At 59.2% G+C, this 22,787-nt stretch carries 24 protein-coding genes; 20 read left to right on the top strand and 4 right to left on the bottom strand.

Going from position 1 to position 22,787, the window contains the following annotated elements; translation table 11 throughout:
- Positions 1–12 precede the first annotated feature (12 nt).
- The 13 genes from CRP02_RS20450 (at position 13) to CRP02_RS20510 (ending at position 12,283) form a co-directional block, all read left to right on the top strand.
- On the top strand, positions 13–843 hold the full coding sequence (locus tag CRP02_RS20450; RefSeq protein WP_097172138.1) for a ferritin-like domain-containing protein: 831 nt from the start codon (positions 13–15) through the stop codon (positions 841–843).
- Between the two features lie 89 nt (positions 844–932).
- Positions 933–2,249 (top strand): M23 family metallopeptidase, encoded by a 1,317-nt coding sequence (locus CRP02_RS20455; protein WP_097172139.1) that lies wholly within the window; start codon positions 933–935, stop codon positions 2,247–2,249.
- A 219-nt stretch (positions 2,250–2,468) separates the two neighbouring features.
- Complete coding sequence (locus CRP02_RS20460) at positions 2,469–3,983, top strand: DEAD/DEAH box helicase (protein WP_019567097.1); 1,515 nt, start codon at positions 2,469–2,471, stop codon at positions 3,981–3,983.
- Between the two features lie 32 nt (positions 3,984–4,015).
- Positions 4,016–4,435, top strand: coding sequence for an NUDIX domain-containing protein (locus CRP02_RS20465; protein ID WP_097102940.1), 420 nt, complete (start codon positions 4,016–4,018; stop codon positions 4,433–4,435).
- A gap of 883 nt (positions 4,436–5,318) precedes the next feature.
- Positions 5,319–6,398 (top strand): branched-chain amino acid ABC transporter substrate-binding protein, encoded by a 1,080-nt coding sequence (locus CRP02_RS20470; RefSeq protein WP_097172867.1) that lies wholly within the window; start codon positions 5,319–5,321, stop codon positions 6,396–6,398.
- Between the two features lie 132 nt (positions 6,399–6,530).
- Positions 6,531–7,208 (top strand): ribulose-phosphate 3-epimerase, encoded by a 678-nt coding sequence (rpe, locus tag CRP02_RS20475; RefSeq protein ID WP_003515995.1) that lies wholly within the window; start codon positions 6,531–6,533, stop codon positions 7,206–7,208.
- A gap of 61 nt (positions 7,209–7,269) precedes the next feature.
- A complete protein-coding gene (locus CRP02_RS20480) occupies positions 7,270–7,806 on the top strand; it encodes a hypothetical protein (protein ID WP_097172140.1) in 537 nt (178 codons plus the stop codon).
- Positions 7,807–7,913: 107 nt separating this feature from the next.
- On the top strand, positions 7,914–9,221 hold the full coding sequence (gene purB / locus CRP02_RS20485) for an adenylosuccinate lyase (RefSeq protein ID WP_025593893.1): 1,308 nt from the start codon (positions 7,914–7,916) through the stop codon (positions 9,219–9,221).
- 69 nt (positions 9,222–9,290) lie between these two features.
- On the top strand, positions 9,291–9,854 hold the full coding sequence (locus CRP02_RS20490) for an alpha/beta hydrolase (RefSeq protein WP_097172141.1): 564 nt from the start codon (positions 9,291–9,293) through the stop codon (positions 9,852–9,854).
- A 183-nt stretch (positions 9,855–10,037) separates the two neighbouring features.
- On the top strand, positions 10,038–10,802 hold the full coding sequence (gene purC / locus CRP02_RS20495; RefSeq protein WP_003516002.1) for a phosphoribosylaminoimidazolesuccinocarboxamide synthase: 765 nt from the start codon (positions 10,038–10,040) through the stop codon (positions 10,800–10,802).
- A gap of 55 nt (positions 10,803–10,857) precedes the next feature.
- Positions 10,858–11,100, top strand: coding sequence for a phosphoribosylformylglycinamidine synthase subunit PurS (gene purS / locus CRP02_RS20500; protein ID WP_003495372.1), 243 nt, complete (start codon positions 10,858–10,860; stop codon positions 11,098–11,100).
- Positions 11,101–11,120: 20 nt separating this feature from the next.
- Positions 11,121–11,792 (top strand): phosphoribosylformylglycinamidine synthase subunit PurQ, encoded by a 672-nt coding sequence (purQ, locus tag CRP02_RS20505; protein WP_097172142.1) that lies wholly within the window; start codon positions 11,121–11,123, stop codon positions 11,790–11,792.
- Positions 11,793–11,875: 83 nt separating this feature from the next.
- Positions 11,876–12,283: a hypothetical protein gene (locus CRP02_RS20510; protein ID WP_003516006.1), complete on the top strand. Its 408-nt coding sequence runs from the start codon at positions 11,876–11,878 to the stop codon at positions 12,281–12,283.
- A 132-nt stretch (positions 12,284–12,415) separates the two neighbouring features.
- On the opposite strand, the gene CRP02_RS20515 is transcribed toward CRP02_RS20510, so the two are convergent.
- Complete coding sequence (locus tag CRP02_RS20515) at positions 12,416–12,721, bottom strand: DUF1127 domain-containing protein (protein ID WP_097102945.1); 306 nt, start codon at positions 12,719–12,721, stop codon at positions 12,416–12,418.
- A gap of 93 nt (positions 12,722–12,814) precedes the next feature.
- On the opposite strand from CRP02_RS20515, the gene CRP02_RS20520 reads away from it, so the two are divergent.
- From CRP02_RS20520 to CRP02_RS20535, 4 genes are all read left to right on the top strand, one after another.
- Positions 12,815–14,233, top strand: a complete 1,419-nt coding sequence (locus CRP02_RS20520; RefSeq protein ID WP_097172143.1) for a PLP-dependent aminotransferase family protein — start codon at positions 12,815–12,817, stop codon at positions 14,231–14,233.
- Between the two features lie 107 nt (positions 14,234–14,340).
- Positions 14,341–14,931, top strand: coding sequence for an acyloxyacyl hydrolase (locus tag CRP02_RS20525; protein WP_097172144.1), 591 nt, complete (start codon positions 14,341–14,343; stop codon positions 14,929–14,931).
- Positions 14,932–15,045: 114 nt separating this feature from the next.
- On the top strand, positions 15,046–17,280 hold the full coding sequence (gene purL, locus CRP02_RS20530) for a phosphoribosylformylglycinamidine synthase subunit PurL (protein WP_097172145.1): 2,235 nt from the start codon (positions 15,046–15,048) through the stop codon (positions 17,278–17,280).
- 16 nt (positions 17,281–17,296) lie between these two features.
- Positions 17,297–17,530: a BolA family protein gene (locus tag CRP02_RS20535; RefSeq protein ID WP_003516012.1), complete on the top strand. Its 234-nt coding sequence runs from the start codon at positions 17,297–17,299 to the stop codon at positions 17,528–17,530.
- Positions 17,531–17,667: 137 nt separating this feature from the next.
- On the opposite strand, the gene CRP02_RS20540 is transcribed toward CRP02_RS20535, so the two are convergent.
- Entirely contained in the window at positions 17,668–18,816 is a 1,149-nt protein-coding gene (locus tag CRP02_RS20540; RefSeq protein ID WP_097172146.1) for a hypothetical protein, read from the bottom strand.
- A 110-nt stretch (positions 18,817–18,926) separates the two neighbouring features.
- Between CRP02_RS20540 and CRP02_RS20545 the strand changes: the two genes are divergently transcribed.
- The 3 genes from CRP02_RS20545 (at position 18,927) to CRP02_RS20555 (ending at position 21,031) form a co-directional block, all read left to right on the top strand.
- Positions 18,927–19,178 carry a hypothetical protein gene (locus CRP02_RS20545; RefSeq protein WP_097102950.1) on the top strand — a complete coding sequence of 84 codons (252 nt, stop codon included), beginning with the start codon at positions 18,927–18,929 and terminating at the stop codon, positions 19,176–19,178.
- A gap of 170 nt (positions 19,179–19,348) precedes the next feature.
- Positions 19,349–19,684 carry a Grx4 family monothiol glutaredoxin gene (gene grxD / locus CRP02_RS20550; protein ID WP_097172147.1) on the top strand — a complete coding sequence of 112 codons (336 nt, stop codon included), beginning with the start codon at positions 19,349–19,351 and terminating at the stop codon, positions 19,682–19,684.
- Between the two features lie 138 nt (positions 19,685–19,822).
- The gene (locus tag CRP02_RS20555; RefSeq protein ID WP_026331057.1) at positions 19,823–21,031 is read left to right on the top strand and encodes a multidrug effflux MFS transporter; all 1,209 of its coding nucleotides are present in this window, start codon (positions 19,823–19,825) and stop codon (positions 21,029–21,031) included.
- Between the two features lie 73 nt (positions 21,032–21,104).
- Here CRP02_RS20555 and CRP02_RS20560 read toward each other — a convergent pair whose 3' ends face one another.
- Entirely contained in the window at positions 21,105–21,929 is an 825-nt protein-coding gene (locus CRP02_RS20560; RefSeq protein WP_097172148.1) for an inositol monophosphatase family protein, read from the bottom strand.
- A 30-nt stretch (positions 21,930–21,959) separates the two neighbouring features.
- Positions 21,960–22,787 carry an inositol monophosphatase family protein gene (locus CRP02_RS20565; RefSeq protein ID WP_097172149.1) on the bottom strand — a complete coding sequence of 276 codons (828 nt, stop codon included), beginning with the start codon at positions 22,785–22,787 and terminating at the stop codon, positions 21,960–21,962.

A 22,787-nucleotide genomic window follows, 5' to 3' on the forward strand; every position in this document is an offset into this window, starting at 1 on the left:
GACGCCCCTGTCGTGACGCCCACCCTCAAGATCATCTCGCTGCGCGGCGGCGCCACCGAGGCGATTGCCTGCGCCGATCTCGACAGAAAAACCGCACTGACGCAGGAAACGGCGACACGATGGTTCGAGCGCCGCCTGTCGCTGCGCTCCCCCCTCGATCCGCCCCTGCCCGAACGTCCGGGCAGGCCGGAGAAACCGGAACTCGTTCCGCCGACCGCCGTCGAGCGCCGCTCCCTCCACAGCGTCAAGGGCCGCATAGCGCTGCTGCACGCCATAGCCCATATCGAGCTGAACGCCGTTGACCTCGCGCTCGACATCGTCGCCCGTTATGCCAGCGAGCCGGTGCCGCATTCCTTTTTCGACGGCTGGATGCAGGTTGCCTTCGAGGAGGCGAAACATTTCCGGCTGGTGCGGGAAAGGCTGCGAGACCTCGGCGCGGATTACGGCGATCTGCCCGCCCATGACGGGCTCTGGCAGGCGGCGCATTCAACCCGCAACGACCTCACCGCGCGGCTCGCAGTCGTGCCGCTCATCCTCGAGGCGCGCGGACTGGACGTGACGCCCTCCCTGCAGGCGAAGATGCGCGAAACCGGAGACCTTGAAAGTGCCGCCGTTCTCGATGTCATCTACAATGACGAAAAGGGCCATGTCGCCATCGGCGCCAAATGGTTTCGATTCCTGTGCGCCCGCGAAAAGAAGGACCCGGCCGCAACCTTCAGGCAACTGGTGCGTGCCAATTTCCGCGGACCGCTGAAACCGCCCTTCAACGACCTCGCCCGCGCCGAAGCGGGATTGACGCCATCCTTTTACCGCTCCCTCACCGCCGTCAGCAACAGCAGCTGACGCCCGCAGTCCGGCGCATGGTGCAAAACTTCGTTAACCTTAACGAAGTATGATTTCCTGTGAGAAATCGGCCAGTCCGGAGAGAGATTTTGACTGATACAGCGGAAAACCGGGTATTCGGCAAAAAGCGGCAGCAGCACGTTCTGGTGCTGGCAAGCGGTGACAAGGTCCGGCACATGACGATCCGGCCGTGGATGACGGCGCTTGCCGGCTGCACGATCGGCCTTTTCTCGCTCGGTTATCTCGGCGCCACCGGCTATCTCATCCTGCGTGACGACCTGATCGGCGCGACCATGGCGCGCCAGACCCGCATGCAGCACGATTACGAAGACCGTATCGCCGCGCTGAGGGCGCAGGTGGATCGCGTTACCTCAAGGCAATTGCTCGACCAGCAGGTGGTTGAAAAGAAAGTCGAAAAGCTGCTGCAACAGCAGGCGGCACTCACGTCCAGACACGGGCGCATGAGCGAATTGCTGGAGCGCGCGGAAAATTCCGGCATCGCCGCCTCCACGGCCACAGCCCCCATTCCAACCGCGCCCTCCTCGCTCTCGAACGCGATGGCACCGGAAAAACGCGCCGATCTGACAGGTGGTCTCTCCGCCATAGAAAATCTGATGGCCCCCCGCCCATCGCAGCCGGAAAAGGCAGCCGGAACCGACAAGCGGGCGTCCTATGTGCCCGACAACGGCGAAACGCCTTCCGACCGCGCCGACCGCGTGTTTTCCAAGGTCACGCTGTCGCTGAAGGATATCGAACGCCAGCAGATATCACGGATAGCCAGACTGACCAGCGACGCCGAGGACAAGGCGAGCGCGATGCAGGATATCATCCGGCAGGCGGGTCTGAAAATCGACGAAAGTGGCACGGACGGTGTCGGCGGCCCCTATGCGGATCCGCAGGTGAATGAAACCGATCCCTTCAATATGTCTCTGACCAATCTAGACAACGCGCTCAACCGGCTGGATATCGTCAAGGAAACCGCAACCGCCCTGCCCTTTGGCAATCCGGCCCCCGGCAGGGCGATCACCAGCCGATTCGGAAACCGGCTCGACCCGTTCCTTGGACGGCCCGCCTTACATACCGGCATCGATTTTCGCGCCGAAACAGGCGCCGACGTCAAGGCGACGGGCGCTGGAAAGGTAACGGTTGCGGAAAACTCCGGCGGCTACGGCAATATGGTCGAGATCGATCACGGCCAGGGCGTATCGACGCGATTCGGCCATCTCTCCACCATTTTGGTCAGAGCCGGCGACAAGGTGGAGGCCGGCGACATCGTTGGCCGTGCTGGCAGCACCGGCCGCTCCACCGGTCCGCACGTACATTACGAGGTCCGCCGCAACGACACGCCTGTTGATCCGATGCGGTTTCTGGTCGCCGGGGCCGAGCTTAAAACCTATCTCAAATAGCAGTCCGATTTTAACTCTTTTTTCGCCCTTTTTACGATAAATCGCCCGAAACCGCGCCGAAGGCCCAAAAGCCTCGCCAACGTGTCGCCGTTTCGCGCGCATTTCCGGTTGTTTCCTTGACTTTCTGGCAATTTGGGCATATCCCCGCGCCAAGTCTTTGCAAGTGTCGCAGCGGCACGCAGGTATTCTTACCGAACCAGAACGGAAAAAGTTCTTCCTTTGACAACATTCTCTGATCTTGGCCTGAGCCAAAAAGTTCTTTCCGCTATTGCAGATGCCGGCTACACGACGCCGACACCCATTCAGGCTGGCGCAATTCCGCCCGCTCTCGAAAAGCGTGATATCTGCGGTATCGCACAGACCGGCACGGGGAAAACCGCATCCTTCGTTCTGCCGATGCTCACACTGCTGGAAAAAGGCCGCGCACGCGCCAGAATGCCGCGCACGCTGATCCTTGAGCCGACCCGCGAACTAGCGGCACAGGTAGCCGAAAACTTCGAGAAATACGGCAAGAATCACAAGCTGAACGTCGCCCTTCTGATTGGTGGCGTTTCGTTTGAAGATCAGGACCGCAAGCTTGAGCGCGGCGCCGATGTTCTCATCTGCACGCCCGGCCGCCTTCTCGACCATTGCGAGCGCGGCAAGCTCCTGATGACCGGCGTCGAAATCCTCGTGATCGATGAAGCCGACCGCATGCTGGATATGGGCTTCATTCCCGATATCGAACGCATCGCCAAGATGATTCCCTTTACCCGGCAAACCCTGTTCTTCTCGGCCACCATGCCGCCGGAAATCCAGAAGCTTGCCGACAGGTTCCTGCAGAACCCGACTCGTATCGAGGTTGCCAAGCCCTCCTCCACGGCAAAGACCGTTACCCAGCGCATCGTCGCTTCGCACAACAAGGACTATGAGAAGCGCGCTGTCCTGCGCGATCTCGTCCGTGCTGAAGAAGCCGAACTCAAGAACGCGATCATTTTCTGCAATCGTAAAAAGGACGTTGCCGACCTCTTCCGTTCGCTGGATCGTCACGGCTTTTCCGTCGGCGCGCTGCATGGCGACATGGACCAGCGTTCGCGCACGACCATGCTGCAGAACTTCCGGGACGGTCAGCTGACGCTGCTGGTCGCTTCCGACGTTGCAGCCCGCGGTCTTGATATTCCCGATGTCAGCCACGTCTTCAACTTCGACGTTCCCATTCATGCCGAAGACTATGTCCACCGCATTGGCCGTACCGGTCGTGCTGGCCGTTCGGGCAAGGCCTTCACCCTCGTCACCAAGAGCGATGCGAAATATCTCGACGCGATCGAAAAGCTGATCACCGAGAAGGTCGAATGGCTGAACGGTGACCTGTCCTCCCTCCCCGCGCCCATGGAAAGCTTTGAAAGCAATACCGGCCGCCGGGGCACCAAGGAACGTGGCGGCAGAGGTCGCGACAGAAACCGTCGCGATGCACCTGCATCGCCGGTCGAAAACATCAATCAGGGTGCACAATCCACCACTGTGGATACGGACATCGCGGCTCACGGAGAAGACAAGGTGAAGGCAGAACGCAGACCGGAAAAGACCCCGCGCAATTCCGAGCGCAACAGCCGCAACCTGAACCCGCTGCACGCCAATGACGACAACCGCGACCGTCGCCGCCATTATCGTGACCATGACGATGGCCCGACGCCTGTTGGTTTCGGCGATGACATTCCCGCATTCATGCTGATCGTGGCCAACGCCAAGGGCTGACCCCCAACGGCCTGACGCAGGAAACAATACGCATGACGCCGACGATCAAGCCAGGACAAGATTTTCCGGGCGTCGGCGTTGGGCTTGCCATATTGCGTGATGGCCGCCTGCTTTTATGCCGGCGCTTGAAAGCGCCGGAAGCCGGATACTGGAATATTCCGGGCGGCAAAGTCGATCACCTGGAATCATCCCTCGCCGCAGCACGGCGAGAGGCTGAAGAAGAGACCGGGCTGACAATCGGCAAGGTCGAATTTCTCTGTCATAGCGAATATATCAATGTCGCAGACCGGCACCATTGGGTCTCGCTGATCTTCGTCACCCGCGACACGCAGGGTGAGCCGGTACTGACAGAACCGGACAAGCTTTCCGATATCGGCTGGTTCGACCCCGATAACCTTCCCGAACCTATCTCTGCCTTTGCAAAAGACGCGCTGGCTGCTCTGGCGAAATAAAGCCGCATAACGGACGGAATCGGCGTCAGCGCTGACCGGCGTGGGCTTTTCGCGGCCTTCAACGGCGCCTTGAGCCACACCAAAAACAGGCCTCGACTGCGACAAACGCGACGCTCCTGCGCGATTTCCGTTCGTAAAACCCAATACTGGAAGAATATCTTTTCGGGAAGCTCTTCGAATGCAATTTAAAATTGCTTAAATTAGCACTAGATAAAAAACCGCCCCGGTTGCCCGAAGCGGTTTATACGTAATGAAAATAATAGAATATAGAATGTAATATAGTTTGGCAGTGCTTACGTTCGGAACACTTCCGAGGCTTGTTACAGCCAATTTCAGTCGTCCCCTGAAACACCTATATCTAATCTAATCATTTACTTTTCGTCAAGCAGATCTTCTCGCAAATGCGAAAAAAACATGGCAAAGCACAAATAAAACCCAGGGAAATATGTATATTCCCTTTTGATATCAATAAATTAGATGAGTGGAAATAAAATGTGCATTTTATTGGGGTGCACTATAAAAGGCATAATCGCAAACCCGCCTTTATAAAACTGTGCTTATACGCACTGCATGTTACAGTTTTATAAAGTAAAAATGCTCTAAACCATAACGCGCAGTACTTCCGCTCTCATGAAATTACAGAGTGAATTGCGGACCTCAAAAAATGAATCTCGGCAAAAAACAATCGCGCGCGATCACATTGAATATATACAACCATAACGCGTCATTGCGGACTACTGTTTCAAATTGGATGAGTTGCGATCAAAACCGCCGTGCAGTGAACGATGATGTGTGATTATGATGGGTGTCAGCGATTTTTCCTTTGGAAAACCAGTTGTTGCCGATAAACATCAAACCGGGACAACAGGATTTCGCGCACGTCATGCTTTCACTTCGCCTGCTAACGATCATCGCCGGTTTTGCCCTTGCGGGCTCAGCATGCGCGGCGTCGATCGGCATCGTTGCCCCGCAGAACGGCCCATACGAACTCCTGGGGCAGCAGGTCAGGCAGGGCGCGAAGGCCGCGGCCGCCAAACTCGGGCTAGATGTCGTCGAAATCCATGAAAGCTGCGAAGACGGCAGCGGCGGCGCGATCGCCGATGGTCTCGTAGCCGCCAAGGTCAGCGCGGCAATCGGCTTCTTGTGCACGGAAACGCTTCAGGGCGTTCTGCCGCCTCTGAAGTCAGCCGCCATTCCAGCGATCACGCTTTCCAGCCGTGCTCCGATCCTGATGGAAGACGCTCTGAAATATGGCTGGCCGCTTTTCCGCCTAGCGCCATCGGACAAGGCCGAATCGGACCGGGCCGCAGAAATCATCCTGCGCGACTGGAAGGGACATTCCATTGGGCTCGTGGATGATGGCACGATCTTCAGCCGCGATCTGGTTGATCGCATCCGTTCCACGCTGGAGGAGAACGGGCTGAAACCGACACTCACCGATACGCTGCGCCCGGCACAGGAGCAACAGGTGGCGCTTGTACGCCGGCTGGGGCGCACCGGCATCACCCATGTCTTCATCGGCGCGGAACGCAACGACGTCGCGATTGTCGCCAGAGACGCCGGCTCGGAAAACATTCCGCTCACCATCATGAGCGGCGACGCCATGAATGCGGCAAATAACCCCGTGCCACTTGCGGCAAATGTGCTAGCGGTCACGCGCCCGGCCTATGACACATTACCTTCGGCACAGGCCGTCGCCGGCGAATTGCGTGCCGCCAATATCGAGCCGGAAGGTTACGTCCTGCCCTCCTATGCGGCTGCGGAACTGACTGTGGCGCTTGCCGAAGCAGCCCAATCCCAAGGGAAACCCGCACCGGAGATACTGGCGAACGGCACCGTCTTCAAAACCGTGCTCGGCGATATCGCTTTCAACCCTTCACATGAGCTTGCAGACAATCCCTATCGCCTGCAGCGCTGGAACGGCCAGCGTTTCGAACCGGCGGACAAGGCCGAAAGACAATAGGTGAAGCCGGCATCGCTGGAAATTCAGTAAGCGGCGGCTGAAAACCGGCGGCAACCGCGCGACAAACCGTTTCAAACCCTGATACTTGATGCTAAAGGCAGCTTACGCAACGCGTCGAGAGGAGTTTGCCCCATGTCCCTGCCCATCCGGATAGCACCGTCCATTCTGGCGTCCAATTTCGCCAAGCTGGGACAGGAAGTCGCCGATGTGACGGAAGCAGGCGCAGACTGGATCCACCTCGATGTCATGGACGGCCATTTCGTGCCAAACATCTCGTTCGGTCCTGACGTCATCAAGGCGCTCCGCCCGCACAGCAATGCCTTTTTCGACTGCCACCTGATGATTGCCCCGGTTGATCCCTACCTCGAAGCCTTCGCCAAGGCCGGCTGCGACGGCATTACCGTACATGCGGAGGCCGGCCCGCATCTCCATCGCTCGCTCCAGACCATCCGCACGCTCGGCAGGAAGGCCGGCGTAACGCTCAACCCCGCCACGCCGCTTTCGGTCATCGAAAACGTGCTTGACGATGTCGATCTCGTGCTGATCATGAGCGTCAATCCCGGTTTCGGCGGACAGAAATTCATTCCGGCCATGCTCGACAAGATCCGTGCGGCAAAGGCCATGATCGGCGACCGGCCAATCGAACTCGAAGTGGACGGCGGCGTGACGGCGGAGACAGCCGGCGCAATCGTCGCAGCCGGTGCCAACGCGCTGGTGGCCGGTTCGGCCGTCTTCAAGGGCGATGGCGTCGCAGACTATCGCAAGACGGTTTCGTTGTTGCGCTCGGTGTCGGAAGCCGCCCGGTCCTGACCCGCCGCAGCAGCCGGATACGCCGGAGACGGGACGGCAGGGCGTTTGGGTGGGGGCTTTGATGAACAGCGACAGGCGGAATTTCCGCAACGTAATCCCGGCAGCGCTGTTTTCGCTCCTCGCTCCGCTTGTCTGGGCCGCCATCTCGGCAGCCACCGCTACCCTCGGCCTCTATCTCCGCAACCGGCTGGAAACCGACCATGCCGCCGATATCGCCGTGCTGTTCTTCTTCGGCGGTCTCCTGGGCTGGCCGCTGGCCATGGTTGCCTTGCGCTTCCTGCCCGCATCCACAAGCCTGCCGCTGCGCTTTGCGGCAAGCTGTCTTGCCATCGCTTTTTTCACGATCGCGGTCGCGGCGGCATTTTTCGCGCTCCAGTACCGCATCTTTTATGCGCAATGGCACGCGCCGGCATTTTCCCGCATCTGGTTTTTCCAGCAGTTTTTCACCTCGCTTGGTGCGATCTACCAGTTCTCCATTCTCGGCCTCGGCCTCTATTTTCCGTTTGCCGCCATTCCGCTTGCGCTGGCAGGCGCAATTCTTTGCCGCCGGGCGCACAGAGCGCCACGCGTCCGTTCGGACGTACAAAGGACGCTCTAGCATTTTGAATGTACGCATCGAGCCGATGCGCAGGCTTGATAGATTGAGATTCGCGGAACACTTTGCTAAACGGGCAGCAAAATTCCTCCACAAAGAAAGTCATTGCCATGATCCCTCGTTACTCCCGGCCGGAAATGGTCGCCATCTGGTCGCCGGAAACAAAATTCCGCATCTGGTTCGAGATCGAGGCGCATGCCTGTGACGCGCTGGCCGAGCTCGGCGTCATTCCGAAATCGGCAGCACAGACCATCTGGGAAAAAGGCGGCAGCGCGACTTTCGACGTCGCCCGTATCGACGAGATCGAGGCCGTCACCAAACACGACGTCATCGCCTTCCTTACCCATCTTGCCGAATTCGTCGGTCCCGACAGCCGTTTCATCCACCAGGGCATGACCTCGTCCGACGTGCTGGACACAACCCTCAACATCCAGCTCGTCCGCGCTGCCGATCTGCTGCTGGCCGATATGGACCGCGTGCTGGCGGCGCTCAAGACCCGCGCTTTCGAACACAAGAACACGGTACGCATCGGCCGCAGCCACGGCATCCACGCCGAGCCGACCACGATGGGCCTGACCTTCGCCCGCTTCTACGCAGAGATGCACCGTAACCGCGAGCGTCTCGTCAATGCGCGCGCCGAAATCGCCACGGGCGCGATCTCCGGTGCTGTTGGCACCTTCGCCAATATCGATCCGCGCGTCGAGGAACATGTCTGCGCAAAGCTCGGCCTCGTGCCCGAGCCAGTCTCCACGCAGGTCATCCCGCGTGATCGCCACGCCATGTTCTTCGCCATCCTCGGCGTTATCGCCTCGTCGATCGAAAACGTCGCCATCGAAATCCGCCACATGCAGCGCACCGAGGTTCTGGAAGCGGAAGAGTTCTTCTCTCCCGGCCAGAAGGGGTCGTCGGCCATGCCGCACAAGCGTAACCCGGTTCTCACCGAAAACCTCACGGGCCTTGCCCGCCTCGTGCGCATGTCGGTCGTTCCCGCGCTTGAAAACGTGGCGCTCTGGCATGAGCGTGACATCAGCCACTCCTCCGTGGAGCGCGCCATCGGCCCCGACACCACAGTCACCCTCGATTTTGCGCTGAACCGCCTTGCCGGCGTCATCGAAAAGCTGGTGATCTATCCCGACAACATGTTGAAGAACATGAACAAGTTCCGCGGCCTCGTGCACTCGCAGCGCGTTCTTCTGGCGCTGACGCAGGCCGGCGTTTCCCGCGAGGACGCCTACCGCCTGGTACAGCGCAATGCCATGAGGGTCTGGGAACAGGGTGCAGATTTCCTTGAGGAACTGCTGGGCGACGAGGAAGTGCGCGCAGCCCTTCCCGAAAGCGTCATCCGCGAAAAATTCGACCTTGGTTACCACACCAAGCATGTCGACACGATCTTCGCCCGCGTCTTCGGCAACGCCTGAGGCGAGGCTCCCGAAGTTAATGCCGTCGCGACCTTGATCGCGACGGCATGAAACCACAGATATGGGCCCATGAAAGTTTCAGAAGCAGATATTCTCATCGTACCGGGTTACACCAATTCCGGTCCTGACCACTGGCAGACCCGCTGGGAGCGCAAGCTTTCGACAGCGCGCCGCGTCGAACAGGCTGAATGGTCAAAACCGGTGAAGGAAGACTGGATCGCGCGGCTGGTGGAAGAGGTCAACGCCTCGACCAAGCCCATTGTCATCGTCGCCCATTCGTTGGGCGTGCCGACCGTCATCCACGCCCTTCCGGAAATCGGCAAGAAGGTTGCAGGCGCACTTCTGGTGGCGCCGCCGGATGTCGCAAATCCCGATATCAGGCCGAAACATCTGATGACCTTCGGTCCCTATCCGCGCGATCCCCTGCCGTTTCCGGCGATCACAATCGCCAGTCGCAACGATCCCTTCGGCTCCTACGAACATGCCGACGATATTGCCGCCGCCTGGGGTGCCATGTTGGTGGATGCAGGCATGTCCGGCCATATCAACGCCGAGTCTGGCCATGGCCCCTGGCCCGAGGGTGGCATGGTATTTGCCCAGTTCCTGAGCCGCCTCAAGGTGAACGAGCCCTGACGATTGCGGCCAGCCGCTGAAGCCGGTCGATTTTCGGCCGGCCAACATTCTTCCGCCAGACACAAGAATTGAAGGGAAGATATGCGAGCCGCATTGTAGAATGCACTCTTTTCCTTTATGGGACCGCTCAAAGACAGAAACGCAACGCCACCAGAATCGGCGTGAACCAAGAGACCTGCCATTATGAACCGTCGCCGCCGTATTTACGAAGGCAAGGCCAAGATCCTCTACGAAGGTCCGGAGCCAGGCACGCTTATCCAGTTCTTCAAGGACGATGCGACTGCCTTCAACAAGAAAAAACACGAAGTCATCGACGGCAAAGGTGTGTTGAACAACCGGATTTGTGAATATGTCTTCACGCATCTGAACAAGATCGGCATTCCCACACACTTCATCCGCCGCCTCAACATGCGCGAGCAGTTGATCAAGGAAGTCGAGATGATCCCGCTCGAGATCGTCGTGCGCAACGTCGCCGCCGGCTCGCTGTCGAAGCGCCTCGGCATCGATGAAGGCGTGGTTCTGCCGCGCTCCATCATCGAGTTCTACTACAAGTCCGACGAGCTGGAAGACCCGATGGTCTCCGAAGAGCACATCACGGCCTTCGGCTGGGCCAACCCTGCCGAGCTTGACGACATCATGGCACTGGCGATCCGTGTCAACGACTTCCTGTCCGGCCTGTTCCTGGGCGTCGGCATCCAGCTGGTCGACTTCAAGATCGAATGCGGCCGCCTGTTCGAAGGCGACATGATGCGCATCATCCTCGCCGACGAGATTTCGCCCGATAGCTGCCGCCTGTGGGACATCGAGACCCAGAAAAAAATGGACAAGGACCTGTTCCGCCGCGACATGGGCGGCCTCGTGGAAGCCTATTCCGAAGTGGCACGCCGTCTCGGCATCATCAATGAAAACGAACCGATCCGCGGCACCGGCCCTGTCCTGGTAAAGTAATTTCGGCCTCGTGAAATAATATCGGCCTAGCAAGGTAAAATCAGGAGAAGATCAGGTGATCAAGGCACGGGTGACTGTTACGCTGAAGAACGGCGTTCTCGATCCGCAGGGCAAGGCAATTGAAGGCGCACTCGGCAGCCTCGGTTTCGGTGGCGTCGGCCATGTCCGTCAGGGCAAGGTCTTCGATCTGGAACTGGAAGGTGCAGACAAGGCCAAGGCCGAGACCGACCTGAAGGCGATGTGCGAAAAGCTCCTGGCCAATACGGTTATCGAAAACTACTCTATCGCCATTCTCTAAAGCCGCAGGAGCCGCCGACCATGAAATCCGCTGTCGTCCAACTTCCCGGCCTCAACCGCGATCGCGACATGATCGCGGCACTCACGAAAATCTCCGGCAAGGCGCCCGTCACCATCTGGCAGACGGAGACGACTATCCCGGATGTCGACCTGATCGTCATTCCGGGCGGTTTTTCCTATGGCGACTATCTGCGTTGCGGTGCGATTGCTGCACGCATGCCGGTCATGCAGGCCATCCGCGAAAAGGCTGAACAGGGCGTCAAGGTTCTCGGCGTCTGCAACGGCTTCCAGATCTTGGTCGAAGCGGGCATGCTGCCGGGCGCGCTGATGCGCAACGCCTCGCTGAAATTCGTCTGCCGCGAAGTGAAACTCGAAGTCGTCAACAACGACACCGAATTCACCCGCGCCTATGACAAGGGCCAGGTTCTGCGCTGCCCCGTCGCCCACCACGATGGCAACTATTTCCTGGATACGGATGAGCTTAAGTCCGTCGAATACAACGGTCAGGTCGTTTTCCGTTATGCTGATGGCACCAACCCGAACGGCTCGCTGAACGACATTGCCGGCGTCATCAACGCCAAGGGCAACGTTCTCGGCATGATGCCGCACCCGGAAAACCTGATCGAAGCTGCCCATGGCGGCAATGACGGCCGTGGCCTCTTCGCCTCGGCGCTTGGCGTTATCGCAGCCTGACAAGCGGGCAGGCCACCCGCCTGCCCTCTTCCCGATGATGCTCTTTATGGCTCCAGTTTTTGGCCCTTACCTTGGATGACGCGATGAACCGCCTGCTCCGTTCCCACGCCCCGAAGGCCGCTGGATTGCTTCTCGCCGCAGCAGCGCTTGCTGCGTGCCAGCCCAAGCCGCAACCGGCATCGTCCTCCGCATCCCGTGCGGCATTACCGACGATGGAGCGAATCGCGCTTGGCGCCAATGCCTGCTGGTTCAAATCGGGCGATCCGGCGTTCAAGGCCTATCGCCTGGCGCCCGAACTCAACTCCTTCTCGGGCCGTCCGCGCATTCTGCTCGTACCGCGCAACAGCCCGGAATCGCGCCCGATGCTGGTCATTCAGGCAGAAGGCAACCCGGCAAAGCTCGACGCTTTCGGCCCCGTTATGAACGAAGCCATCTCCGGCCGCATCGCAACCGACGTCAAACGCTGGGCGAATGGCGGCAAGGGCTGCTGATCGGGCAAAACTGCGCTAAAAGCCGACCAAATACTAAAAAGACCCGCCGACGCCGGTTGGGACTGGCGTGGCGGGCCTGCCGAATGGCTGTTCAGGCACCGGGGAAAGATGGCGCCGCTCTCCGGCAGAAAATCAAAGCGGCCGCGACGGCCATGAAAACAGCTGCGATCTCGTGGCCTCCTTCAAGGCCTCGTCCCGCGTAACGCCGATATCGTCCAGAAGATCGTCGGACAATTCCCGCAAGGCAAGCCGTCCCTGACGTTTGCCATGCCAGTTGGACAATCCCGCAATCAGGCGGCCAATAAGCGTGTGAGCGATCCGGGCCGGAAAGGGCGACGGGGCGACCATGTCGCCGGTATCGCGGAACACGCGTTCCCGTTCGTAGCCGTCAGGATAAAGCGTATCCGCTGTCGAAAGGTATTGATCCATCTTGCGCATATTGCACCTATTGTCTCCGTGCGTTTGATCTCATTGACTGCATCCGATAAATACAATTGACTTGCGGACAGATACAATGCATAAATTGTCACCATGACAAATTGGCTTCCCGATATCACCGAGGGCAACGGCCCCATCTACCTTCGCCTCGCGGACAAGATCGAAGGCGCAATTTCGGATGGCATCTTGCAGGCGGGATCGAAATTGCCGCCGCAGCGCAATCTTGCTTTCGATCTGGGCGTTACAATCGGTACAATCAGCCGGGCATATGCCCTCATCCACGAACGCGGCCTCGTCAGCGGCGAAGTCGGCCGTGGCACCTATGTCAACGAGCGTAAGGCTGCCGCCCCGTTATCACGCGTGGAACCGACGGCATCGGCATTCGGCGGCACGCGCTACGCCGTGGACACGAGCGCCGAATTCCGCCTGAACACCACGGCTGCTCCCGATGTCGGGCAGAGCGCGCTGGTCAGCAAACACGTCGAGGCCGAAACGAGAGAGCATCCGTTCGAAATTTCCAACTACACCCGTTCCTTTCCCGACAACTGGTGCATGGCGGGCGTTCGCTGGCTTTCCCAGAACGGCTGGTCGCCGAAACCGGAAAACATCGTTTCGACGCTTGGCGCCCATGCTGCGGTGATGAGCGTGGTAACGGCAATGACCGCGCCGGGCGACCGTATCGTTTTCGAACCCCTCACCTATTCCCATATCAGCCGCAGCGCCGCCCTCGCCGGACGGCGGGTGACACTGGTGGAAGTGGATGAGAAAGGCATTATCCCCGATGATTTCGAGCGCGTTTGCGCCCAGCAGCATCCAAAAATGATCTTCCTGATGTCGGCGGGCCAGAACCCGACCTGCGCCACCCTGCCCGAGGAGCGGCGGCGGGCGATCGCCGATATTGCCCGCAGATACGGCGTATGGATCGTGGAGGACAATCTTTATGGCGCCATGACGCGGGATGCGATCCCACTCATTGCGGAATTCGCGCCCGATCTTACCTTCGTTGTCGGCGGCCTGTCGAAATCCGTTTCCGCCGGCGTCAGGGGCGGCTGGGTCGCCTGCCCGGCGCAATTCGCCTCGAGAATTCGCATTTCACATTCGATGATAACCGGTGGACTGCCGTTCATGCTGGCCGAACTGAATGCACGCCTCGTCAACAGCGGCGACGCAGACGACATCCGCAAGGACTGTATCGCCGAGATCAACCAGCGCGAGGCCCTCGCCAGACGCATTTTTGCGGGTCTGGAATTCAACTCCCTGCCGGACATCGCCTTTCTGTGGCTGAGGCTGCCTGAACCGTGGCTGTCTGGAACCTTCCGCAGCGCCGCCATGAAGGAAGGTGTGCTGATAGACGACGAGGACGAGTTCAAGGCCGGGCGCACGGAGAAGGTTTACCACCGTGTCCGCATCAGCCTTTCCGGGCCTTCAAACCAGGAAGAACTGAAGCATGCCCTGGGTATCCTGCGGCATTTGCTCGACAACGGTTCAGCCGGTTACGAAAGCGAGGCGTGAGCGGGAACGAGTCTTTCCTGCAACACGCCCCCTAATTCAGTAACTCATTATTTACCACGCCGACGAATCTGCCATCCTTTCCCTACTTCGGAACGGGGAATGATTCGATGGCAGCATTCGGTTCCATATCCGCTAGGGCATTTGTTGCTCTTGCGATGGTTTTCGCAGCATGTGTGTTGAGTGACATGACGCCGGCCGCCGCCGCAGACGGCACGGTGTTCGATGAATTGCGTTTCGGGGTCACAACCTCGCTTGCCGATCGCAATGGTGGCGGCGAAGATGGGGTATTCCCGGCCTTCACCGCCTATTTCGATCCTTTCGCGAGCGCCTCGGCCGCCACCTTTGGCGAAAAGCTTGCCCGACCGCGTCTGCATCTGGGTGCGGAAATCGGCACCGAGGGCGAAGCAAATACCATTTACGGCGGTATCAACTGGACCTTCGACCTCAATCCGAAGATTTTCGTCGACCTCGGCTTTGGCGGCCTGTGGCATGACGGCAGGCTGAGAAATGGTCCGGGCGAAACTGGCGCGGAATTCGGTTGCCGCGTGCTTTTTCATGAATATGCCGCCATCGGATATCGCTTCAACAGCAACTGGAATATTTCGACCCAGATCGAACATGCCTCCCATGCCAATCTGTGCGACGGCCCCAATGACGGGCTGACGCGTGTCGGACTTATGGTCGGCTACAAGTTCTGAATAACCCAACAAAGCAGCGTTTTGCTGGCAAAACTGCGCATTTTCCTGTCGCACGGAGAGGCCTCTTGCGCTAAAGAACCGGAAACTTTCCTCGGCTCGAACCGCGTGAGACCTATGTCGATTCCAAACTCCATCAAGATCACCCCGGAACTCGTTGCATCCCACGGGCTGAAGCCCGACGAATACCAGCGTATCCTCGACCTGATCGGACGGGAGCCGAGCTTTACCGAGCTTGGCATTTTCTCGGCCATGTGGAACGAGCACTGCTCCTACAAGTCCTCCAAGAAATGGCTGAAGACCCTGCCCACCACGGGCCCGCGTGTCATTCAAGGCCCCGGCGAAAATGCCGGCGTGGTGGATATCGATGATGGCGACTGCGTCGTCTTCAAGATGGAAAGCCACAACCATCCGTCCTACATCGAGCCCTATCAGGGTGCGGCAACCGGCGTCGGCGGCATCCTGCGCGACGTCTTCACCATGGGCGCACGCCCGATCGCGGCCATGAATGCGCTGCGTTTCGGCGCACCCGACCATCCGAAGACCCGCCACCTCGTGGCTGGCGTCGTCGCCGGTGTTGGCGGTTACGGCAACTCCTTCGGCGTGCCGACCGTCGGCGGCGAAGTGGAATTCGATCCCCGTTACAACGGCAACATCCTCGTCAACGCCTTTGCCGCCGGACTTGCCAAGTCCGATGCGATCTTCCTTTCGGAAGCCAAGGGCGTCGGCCTGCCGGTGGTGTATCTCGGTGCAAAGACCGGTCGCGACGGCGTCGGCGGCGCGACCATGGCCTCTGCCGAATTTGATGAGTCGATCGAAGAAAAGCGCCCGACCGTTCAGGTCGGCGACCCCTTCACCGAAAAGTGCCTGCTGGAAGCCTGCCTCGAGCTGATGAAGACCGGCGCGGTCATCGCCATTCAGGACATGGGTGCCGCCGGCCTCACCTGCTCGGCCGTCGAAATGGGCGCCAAGGGCGATCTCGGCATCGAACTTGATCTTAACGCCGTACCGGTGCGCGAAGAGCGCATGACGGCCTACGAAATGATGCTATCGGAAAGCCAGGAGCGCATGCTCATGGTTCTCGAGCCCTCCAAGGAAGAAGTCGCCAAAGCGATCTTCGTCAAATGGGGCCTGGACTTCGCCATCGTCGGCAAGACCACCGACGACCTGCGTTTCCGCGTGCTGCACAATGGCGAGGAAGTCGCCAACCTGCCGATCAAGGATCTCGGTGATCAGGCTCCGGAATACGACCGCCCGTGGACGCCCGCCAGGGTTCAGGCTCCGCTTGCGGAGAACGACGTTCCTGATGCAGACATTGCCGATGCACTGGTGTCGCTGGTCGGTTCGGCCAACAACTCATCGCGCCGCTGGGTCTACGAGCAGTATGACACGCTGATCCAGGGCAATTCCCTGCAGCTGCCGGGTGGCGATGCCGGCGTGGTCCGCGTTGAAGGCCATGACAAGAAGGCGCTCGCCTTCTCCTCCGACGTGACGCCGCGTTATGTCGAGGCAGACGCCTTCGAGGGCGGCAAGCAGGCCGTGGCCGAATGCTGGCGCAACATCACCGCAACCGGCGCTTTGCCGCTCGCGGCCACCGACAACCTCAATTTCGGCAATCCGGAAAAGCCAGAGATCATGAGCCAGCTCGTCCATGCCATCAAGGGCATCGGCGAGGCCTGCCGCGTGCTGGAATTCCCGATCGTTTCCGGCAACGTCTCGCTCTACAACGAGACCAACGGTCAGGCGATCCTGCCCACCCCCACCATCGGCGGCGTTGGCCTGCTGAAGGACTGGGGCCGTATGGCACGCATCCGCTTTGCCGCCGCGGACGAAGTCGTGCTGCTGGCGGGCGCGCCTGCCGGTCTTGGCACCCATATTGCCCAGTCCGTCTACATGCGCGACGTGCATGGCCGCATCGATGGCCCGGCACCGCATGTCGATCTGGAAGCTGAAAAGAGAAATGGCGATTTCGTCCGCGCCCTTATCGCAGACGGTCTTGCCACAGCGGTTCACGATTGCTCCTCGGGCGGCCTGGCTCTCGCGGTTGCCGAAATGGCAATTTCCTCCGGCATCGGTGCGACGATCGATGCGGTCGAGGGCCATAACCCCGTCCTCACCTTCTATGGCGAAGATCAGGGCCGTTATGTGCTGACCGTCAAGAGGAGCGATCTGGATGAAGTGCGCGCGGCAGCGAAGGCAGCGGGCGTTCCCTGCCCTGCGATCGGTGTCACCGGCGGCTCAAGCGTAAAGCTGGGCACGGCACGCGCTATCGAGATTAAAGAATTGCACTTGGCCTATGAATCGTGGTTCCCTCAATTCATGGATGGCGAAACTCTAATCGCCGCAGAATGAATTAAGGAGATACACCATGCCCATGAAACCCGGCGACATTGAAGACATGATTAAGGCGGGAATTCCCGGGGCAAAGGTCACGATCCGCGATCTGGCCGGTGATGGCGATCATTACGCGGCGGAAGTCGTCGCGGATGCTTTCAAGGGCAAGACCCGCGTGCAGCAGCACCAGATGGTCTATGACGCGCTGAAGGGCAATATGGGCGGTGTTCTGCACGCCCTTGCCCTGCAGACCTCGGCTCCCGAATGACTGCGCCCGGAAAAGCGTCTCCGGCAGGACGGTTTCACTGTCCTTGCCACGGCAACGCTTGAAGCTACGAATTGAAAAAGGCCCGCGTGAGACTGTCACGCGGGCCTTTTCTTTTCCGAAAAAATGACGCGTGCCGCTCACAAAACAGGTGGCTGTTGCGACTCCAGATCGGCAAAGGAGGCAGACGGCAACGGCCCAGCCGTCAGCAGGGTAAAATCGTAACCGGACTTGCGATCCGGCCCCAGAACATATTGCCGGTGCATGCGCAGGAAGTTGCGCTTATTCTTTTTGTAGCGTTCGGGTGAAAGCGAGTGCTTGAAACGGATCGGCACGATCTTCGGCTGCGGCGCATCCTTGTGCCCCGTCAGCGCCACGGTGTTGCAGCGGTAGAGGTGGATCGGATCCGTCAGGCATTGGATATCGAACCATGTCACTTCAGGGTGACGCGCAATCACGCCGACGCTCTGGCGAAGCCTGTCCGCACTCGACAGCAGCGCGCATTGTAGCGCAGCGCCACCGAGCGTCGCAAAGGAAAGCTTCCGGCCATCCAGCGCATCTGGCCGCAGTTCCAGCGCACGGCCTATCACGGCGAGCGCCAGGCTGGCGCCCATGCTATGCGACACGACCAGAACCTCCTCTGTGGGCTGCTCCAGCGCGTTGAGAACCAGGGCTGCCTTCTCTTCGATCCAGTTGCGGGCAATCGGCTCATCGCGCCCGACGGCCAGCGCAAAGCGCCAGTCGGCATAAAGATGCAACGTATGAAACCGCTCGGCGAAAGGCAGAAACGCCTTCACGAAGAACAAGGCCGCAGCGGGAAGACTGATCGCCAGCAGCCAGAGCGGCAAACCGAACAGCCATGGCGAGAGCGCGATCCCCGCCGCAAGCGCACCACCCACCAGCATCAGCAGGAACGGGAAAATGAAGAACAGGCCGAAACGCCAGGCATGACAGAGGTAACGCCCTGCCCCACCTTCCGCGACGATACCGGCCGCAGCCGCAAAGCCTAGTGCGATCTGCCGCCAGAGTGGCGCATCCCGCAGGCGCGATATCACCGTATTGTGGTCGTAGACGAAGATGGTGGAACGTGTTCGCCAATCGCCCGCCGAGGCCTCCACCGAGAATGTTTCGCCAGCCGGCGAGTTCTCCAGCGCGCCCACGGCATAATTGACATCCCACGTCTTGCCAGCAAGCGCTGCCGCCCGCTGATAGCGCAGATGATGCGCAGCCGCATCGAGCGGATCGAAGCCGGGGAAATAAAGAACAAGTCGTGACTTGACGGTCGGCATGCATAAACCCTCGGGCTGGAGACACCCGAAAGGATCGCTTGATACAGTGGGCGATGCACGTATAGTAAAAAACGCGACGGAAATATGATTTATTTGTTGGCGAGGGAATTTTGTCTGGGATCGTCGATCAATTGCTAAACGGCGTCGTCAAAGGCGCTCTGTCCGAAGTCCTGGCCAAGACAGGCCTTCGCAAAACCCGCCGCATCCGCCGCCGGACAAAAAGCAACACGTCCCTCGCAGGCGGCATCGTCGGCTCCGTGCTGGAAGCGGCAATCAACGCCGCAGTCAAACCCAAGCCGGCCAAAAAACAGGTGAGCAAAAGACGCACCGCCGCGGCCCGCAGCAGACAGCGGCTTCGATGATGCATCACCTCAGCGTGCTTCTCACCTGGTAGCCAAGGTTTCGGCCCTCAATTTGCGACTACACAGAAGCGTATTTTTTACGCTTCCCGGGTGGAAATCGCGCCGCGACATGTTATTTAGGGACAAAGTCAAAGCAGCGGCCTTGAACCGCATGTGAAAGGAATAGGCCTATGAGCGGCATTCACGATATGATCGACAATGAAGTGAAGAGCAACGACATCGTTCTTTTCATGAAGGGCACCCCGCAATTCCCGCAATGCGGTTTTTCCGGTCAAGTCGTACAGATTCTCGACTATCTTGGCGTCGACTACAAGGGCGTCAATGTGCTCGCCGATGCCGATATCCGTCAGGGCATCAAGGACTACTCCAACTGGCCGACCATCCCGCAGCTGTACGTCAAGGGCGAATTCGTCGGCGGCTGTGACATCGTAAGAGAGATGTTCCAGTCCGGTGAACTTCAAAATCACTTCCAAGAACAGGGTATCAGCGTCCGCGGCGCGGCCTGATTTCGGCCGGTTCATCCGGCCCACCCTGATTGTCAGAAAACTTATGCCAGGCGTTGCTTCATGCAACGCCTTTGCCGTTCTTTTTGGGGCAATCCTGTGACAGAACTTTCACAATCCACCGCTTCGCGCGCCGTTTCCATGGGGCGCACGGAATTCATCGCGCTTGCCGCGATGCTGATGGCGCTGAATGCGCTTGCCATCGACATCATGCTTCCCGGCCTTCAGGAAATCGGCGCATCACTTGGCGTCGTGAATGAAAACCACCGTCAATACGTCATTTCCAGCTATCTTCTAGGCTTTGGTATTGCCCAGCTTCTGTACGGACCGATCTCGGACCGTTTCGGGCGCCGCAAGCCGATGCTCGTCGGGCTGGCGATCTACATCGTTTCGGCCATTGCCGTCGTCTTCGTACCGTCATTCACTGGCCTGCTGGTTCTGCGCTTCATTCAGGGCATCGGCTCTGCGGCGACGCGCGTCATCACCATTTCGATCGTGCGCGACATCTATGGCGGCCGTCAGATGGCGGAAGTCATGTCACTGATCATGATGGTCTTCATGGTCGTTCCGGTCATCGCACCCGGTACTGGCCAGATCGTGCTGTTTTTCGGTGACTGGCACCTTATCTTCGCCTTCATGGCCGGAATTGCCGCTGTCGTGACCGCCTGGATGTACTTCCGCCTACCGGAAACCCTGCATGCCGATGACGTCAGGCCTTTCACGGTTCGTTCGATCCTCGGTGGCTTCAAGATCGTGCTCACCAACCGTATCGCGCTCTGTTACACGCTCTCCAGCACATTCATCTTCGGTGCGCTGTTCGGCTTCATCAATTCCGCCGAACAGGTCTATAAGGGCATCTACGGGCTGGGCGCATGGTTTGCGGCCGCTTTTGCGGGCGTCGCCCTGTTCATGGCCTTCTCGTCCTTCATCAATGCAAGGCTTGTCGGCAGGTTTGGCATGCGCAAGCTGTCGCACGGGTCGCTGCTCGGCTTCATCGCCATCACCTTCGTGTGGCTGGTGGTACAGATGGTTGGGCCGGAACCGATGCCCTTTGCGATCTTCATCGTGTTCTTCGCGCTTGCCATGTTCCAGTTCGGCTGGATCGGCTCGAACTTTAACTCGCTCGCCATGGAGCCGCTCGGCCATGTCGCCGGCACGGCCTCGTCCGTCATTGGCTTCATGGGAACCGTCGGCGGTTCGCTGATCGGTGCCGTTATCGGTCAGGCTTTTGATGGCACGGCGCTGCCAATGGTAGCCGGCTTCTTCGCCGTCTCCATTATCGGCCTCGTCTTCGTGCTGATCGGGGAAAAGGGCGTGCTGTTTCAGGCCCACAACAAGCCGACGCACTAAGGGCGGACAGACAAATAAAAAGGGCGCGGAACTCGGTTCCGCGCCCTTTTTGTTGATTAAACCCGAACTTCACTCAAACCGTAAAAATCTTCTCGCGCAGCAATTCCCATGTCTCCTGATCAGGAGCAAGCAGCAGGCCACCTTCAAGGTGGCGCGGCAGGTAAGGCGAGCCATCGAAACGGGCGGCGTAAGCGCCTGCTTCCTGCGAAAGCAGGGTGCCAGCGAGATGATCCCAGGGCATCAGCTTGTTGTACATCAGGAAATGCATGTGGCCGCCGCAGAACACGCGGTATTCATGCGCAGCACAACGGTAGCTGGTGAAGAGCCGCACATCCGCGAGGTTCATGAGAATCTTGCGGCGGGTCTCCACGTCAAAATAACCGGTGTTGGCGATACCGACCATCTGCGACAATGCCGGTGCCGGCACGACGGACATCTGCGTCTGCGAGCCATCTGCGGCACAAAGCCATGCGCCGGAACCCTTTTCGGCAATCGCCCAGTCATTGCCCATCGGATCGAAAATGAGACCGGCAACAGTCTCACCCTTGGAGATGACGCTCATCATCACGCCAAACAGCGGCAGGCCCGAGGCGAAGTTGTAGGTGCCGTCGATCGGATCGACCACCACGGCAAGATCCTCATCCGCAAGCTTGCCAAGCAGCGAGGCATCCGCCGCAACGGCCTCTTCACCGATGAACAGCGCCTGCGGCATGATTTCCTGCACGCGGGCGCGGATCAGCCGCTCAGCAGCCTCGTCAGCCTCGGTTACGAGGTCTATCGCCTCGCTCTTTATCCTGACGTCGCCCTCACCCAGATTACGGAACCTCGGCAGGATTTCCACTGCCGCCGCCTCCTGAAGCGCATTGGCGAGAGAGGCGATGTCGAGTTCGATAGCCATGGGCGATATCCTTCTATTTAAGCATCAATATTATAAGGCCACGATTTCCCGGCGCAGCATCTTCCAGCTTTCCTTGTCAGGTGCCGACAGGATGCCGCCTGTCGTCTGTCCCGGCCGGTAGGGCGTATTGTCGAAACGGGCCGTGTAACCGCCTGCTTCCTGATGAATGAGAACGCCGGCGAGATGATCCCAGGGCATCAGCTTTTCGTGGCCGATGAAGTGCAGCTTGCCAGTCGAGACAAGCCAATATTCATGAGCCGAGCAATTGATTGAAAGCGCCATCTTGATCTTGGCCATATTGGCGGCGATCACCGGGCGGCGATCTTCATGGCTGTGACCCCAGGAAAATATGCCGACCATTTCGGACAATGGCACGGGATCGGCAACCTTGAGCCTTGCCTGTGAGCCGTCCTTGCGGTGGAGATAAGCGCCCTCGCCTTTGAGAGCAAGGATGGTATCACCCATGACAGGATCGTGGATGATGCCTGCGACCGTCTCACCCTTGACGGTGACGGCGAGCAGCGTGCCGAAAGCGGGAAAACCGGAAGCATAGTTGAAAGTGCCGTCGATTGGATCGATCACGAAGGCAAATGGTGCATCGGCAAGGGCAGGAATAACGGATTGATCCGCGTCATAGGCCTCTTCGCCGACGATATGGGCCTTCGGAAACCGTTGCAGGAGAGCGGCGGTTATCGCCTTTTCCGTCAGAATATCCGCCTCGGTGACGAGATCGACGGCAGAGGTCTTTTCGGAAATCGCGCCTGCGTCGAGATTGCGGAAGCGGGGCATGATTTCCTGGCGGCCGGCAGCGGCAACGGTGGAAATCAGAAAGTCGATATCTTTATCGGAAAGGGTCAT

Origin of the sequence: Rhizobium sp. AN5 (assembly GCF_900215255.1) — a bacterium.
In the GTDB taxonomy this organism is placed as follows: domain Bacteria; phylum Pseudomonadota; class Alphaproteobacteria; order Rhizobiales; family Rhizobiaceae; genus Agrobacterium; species Agrobacterium tumefaciens.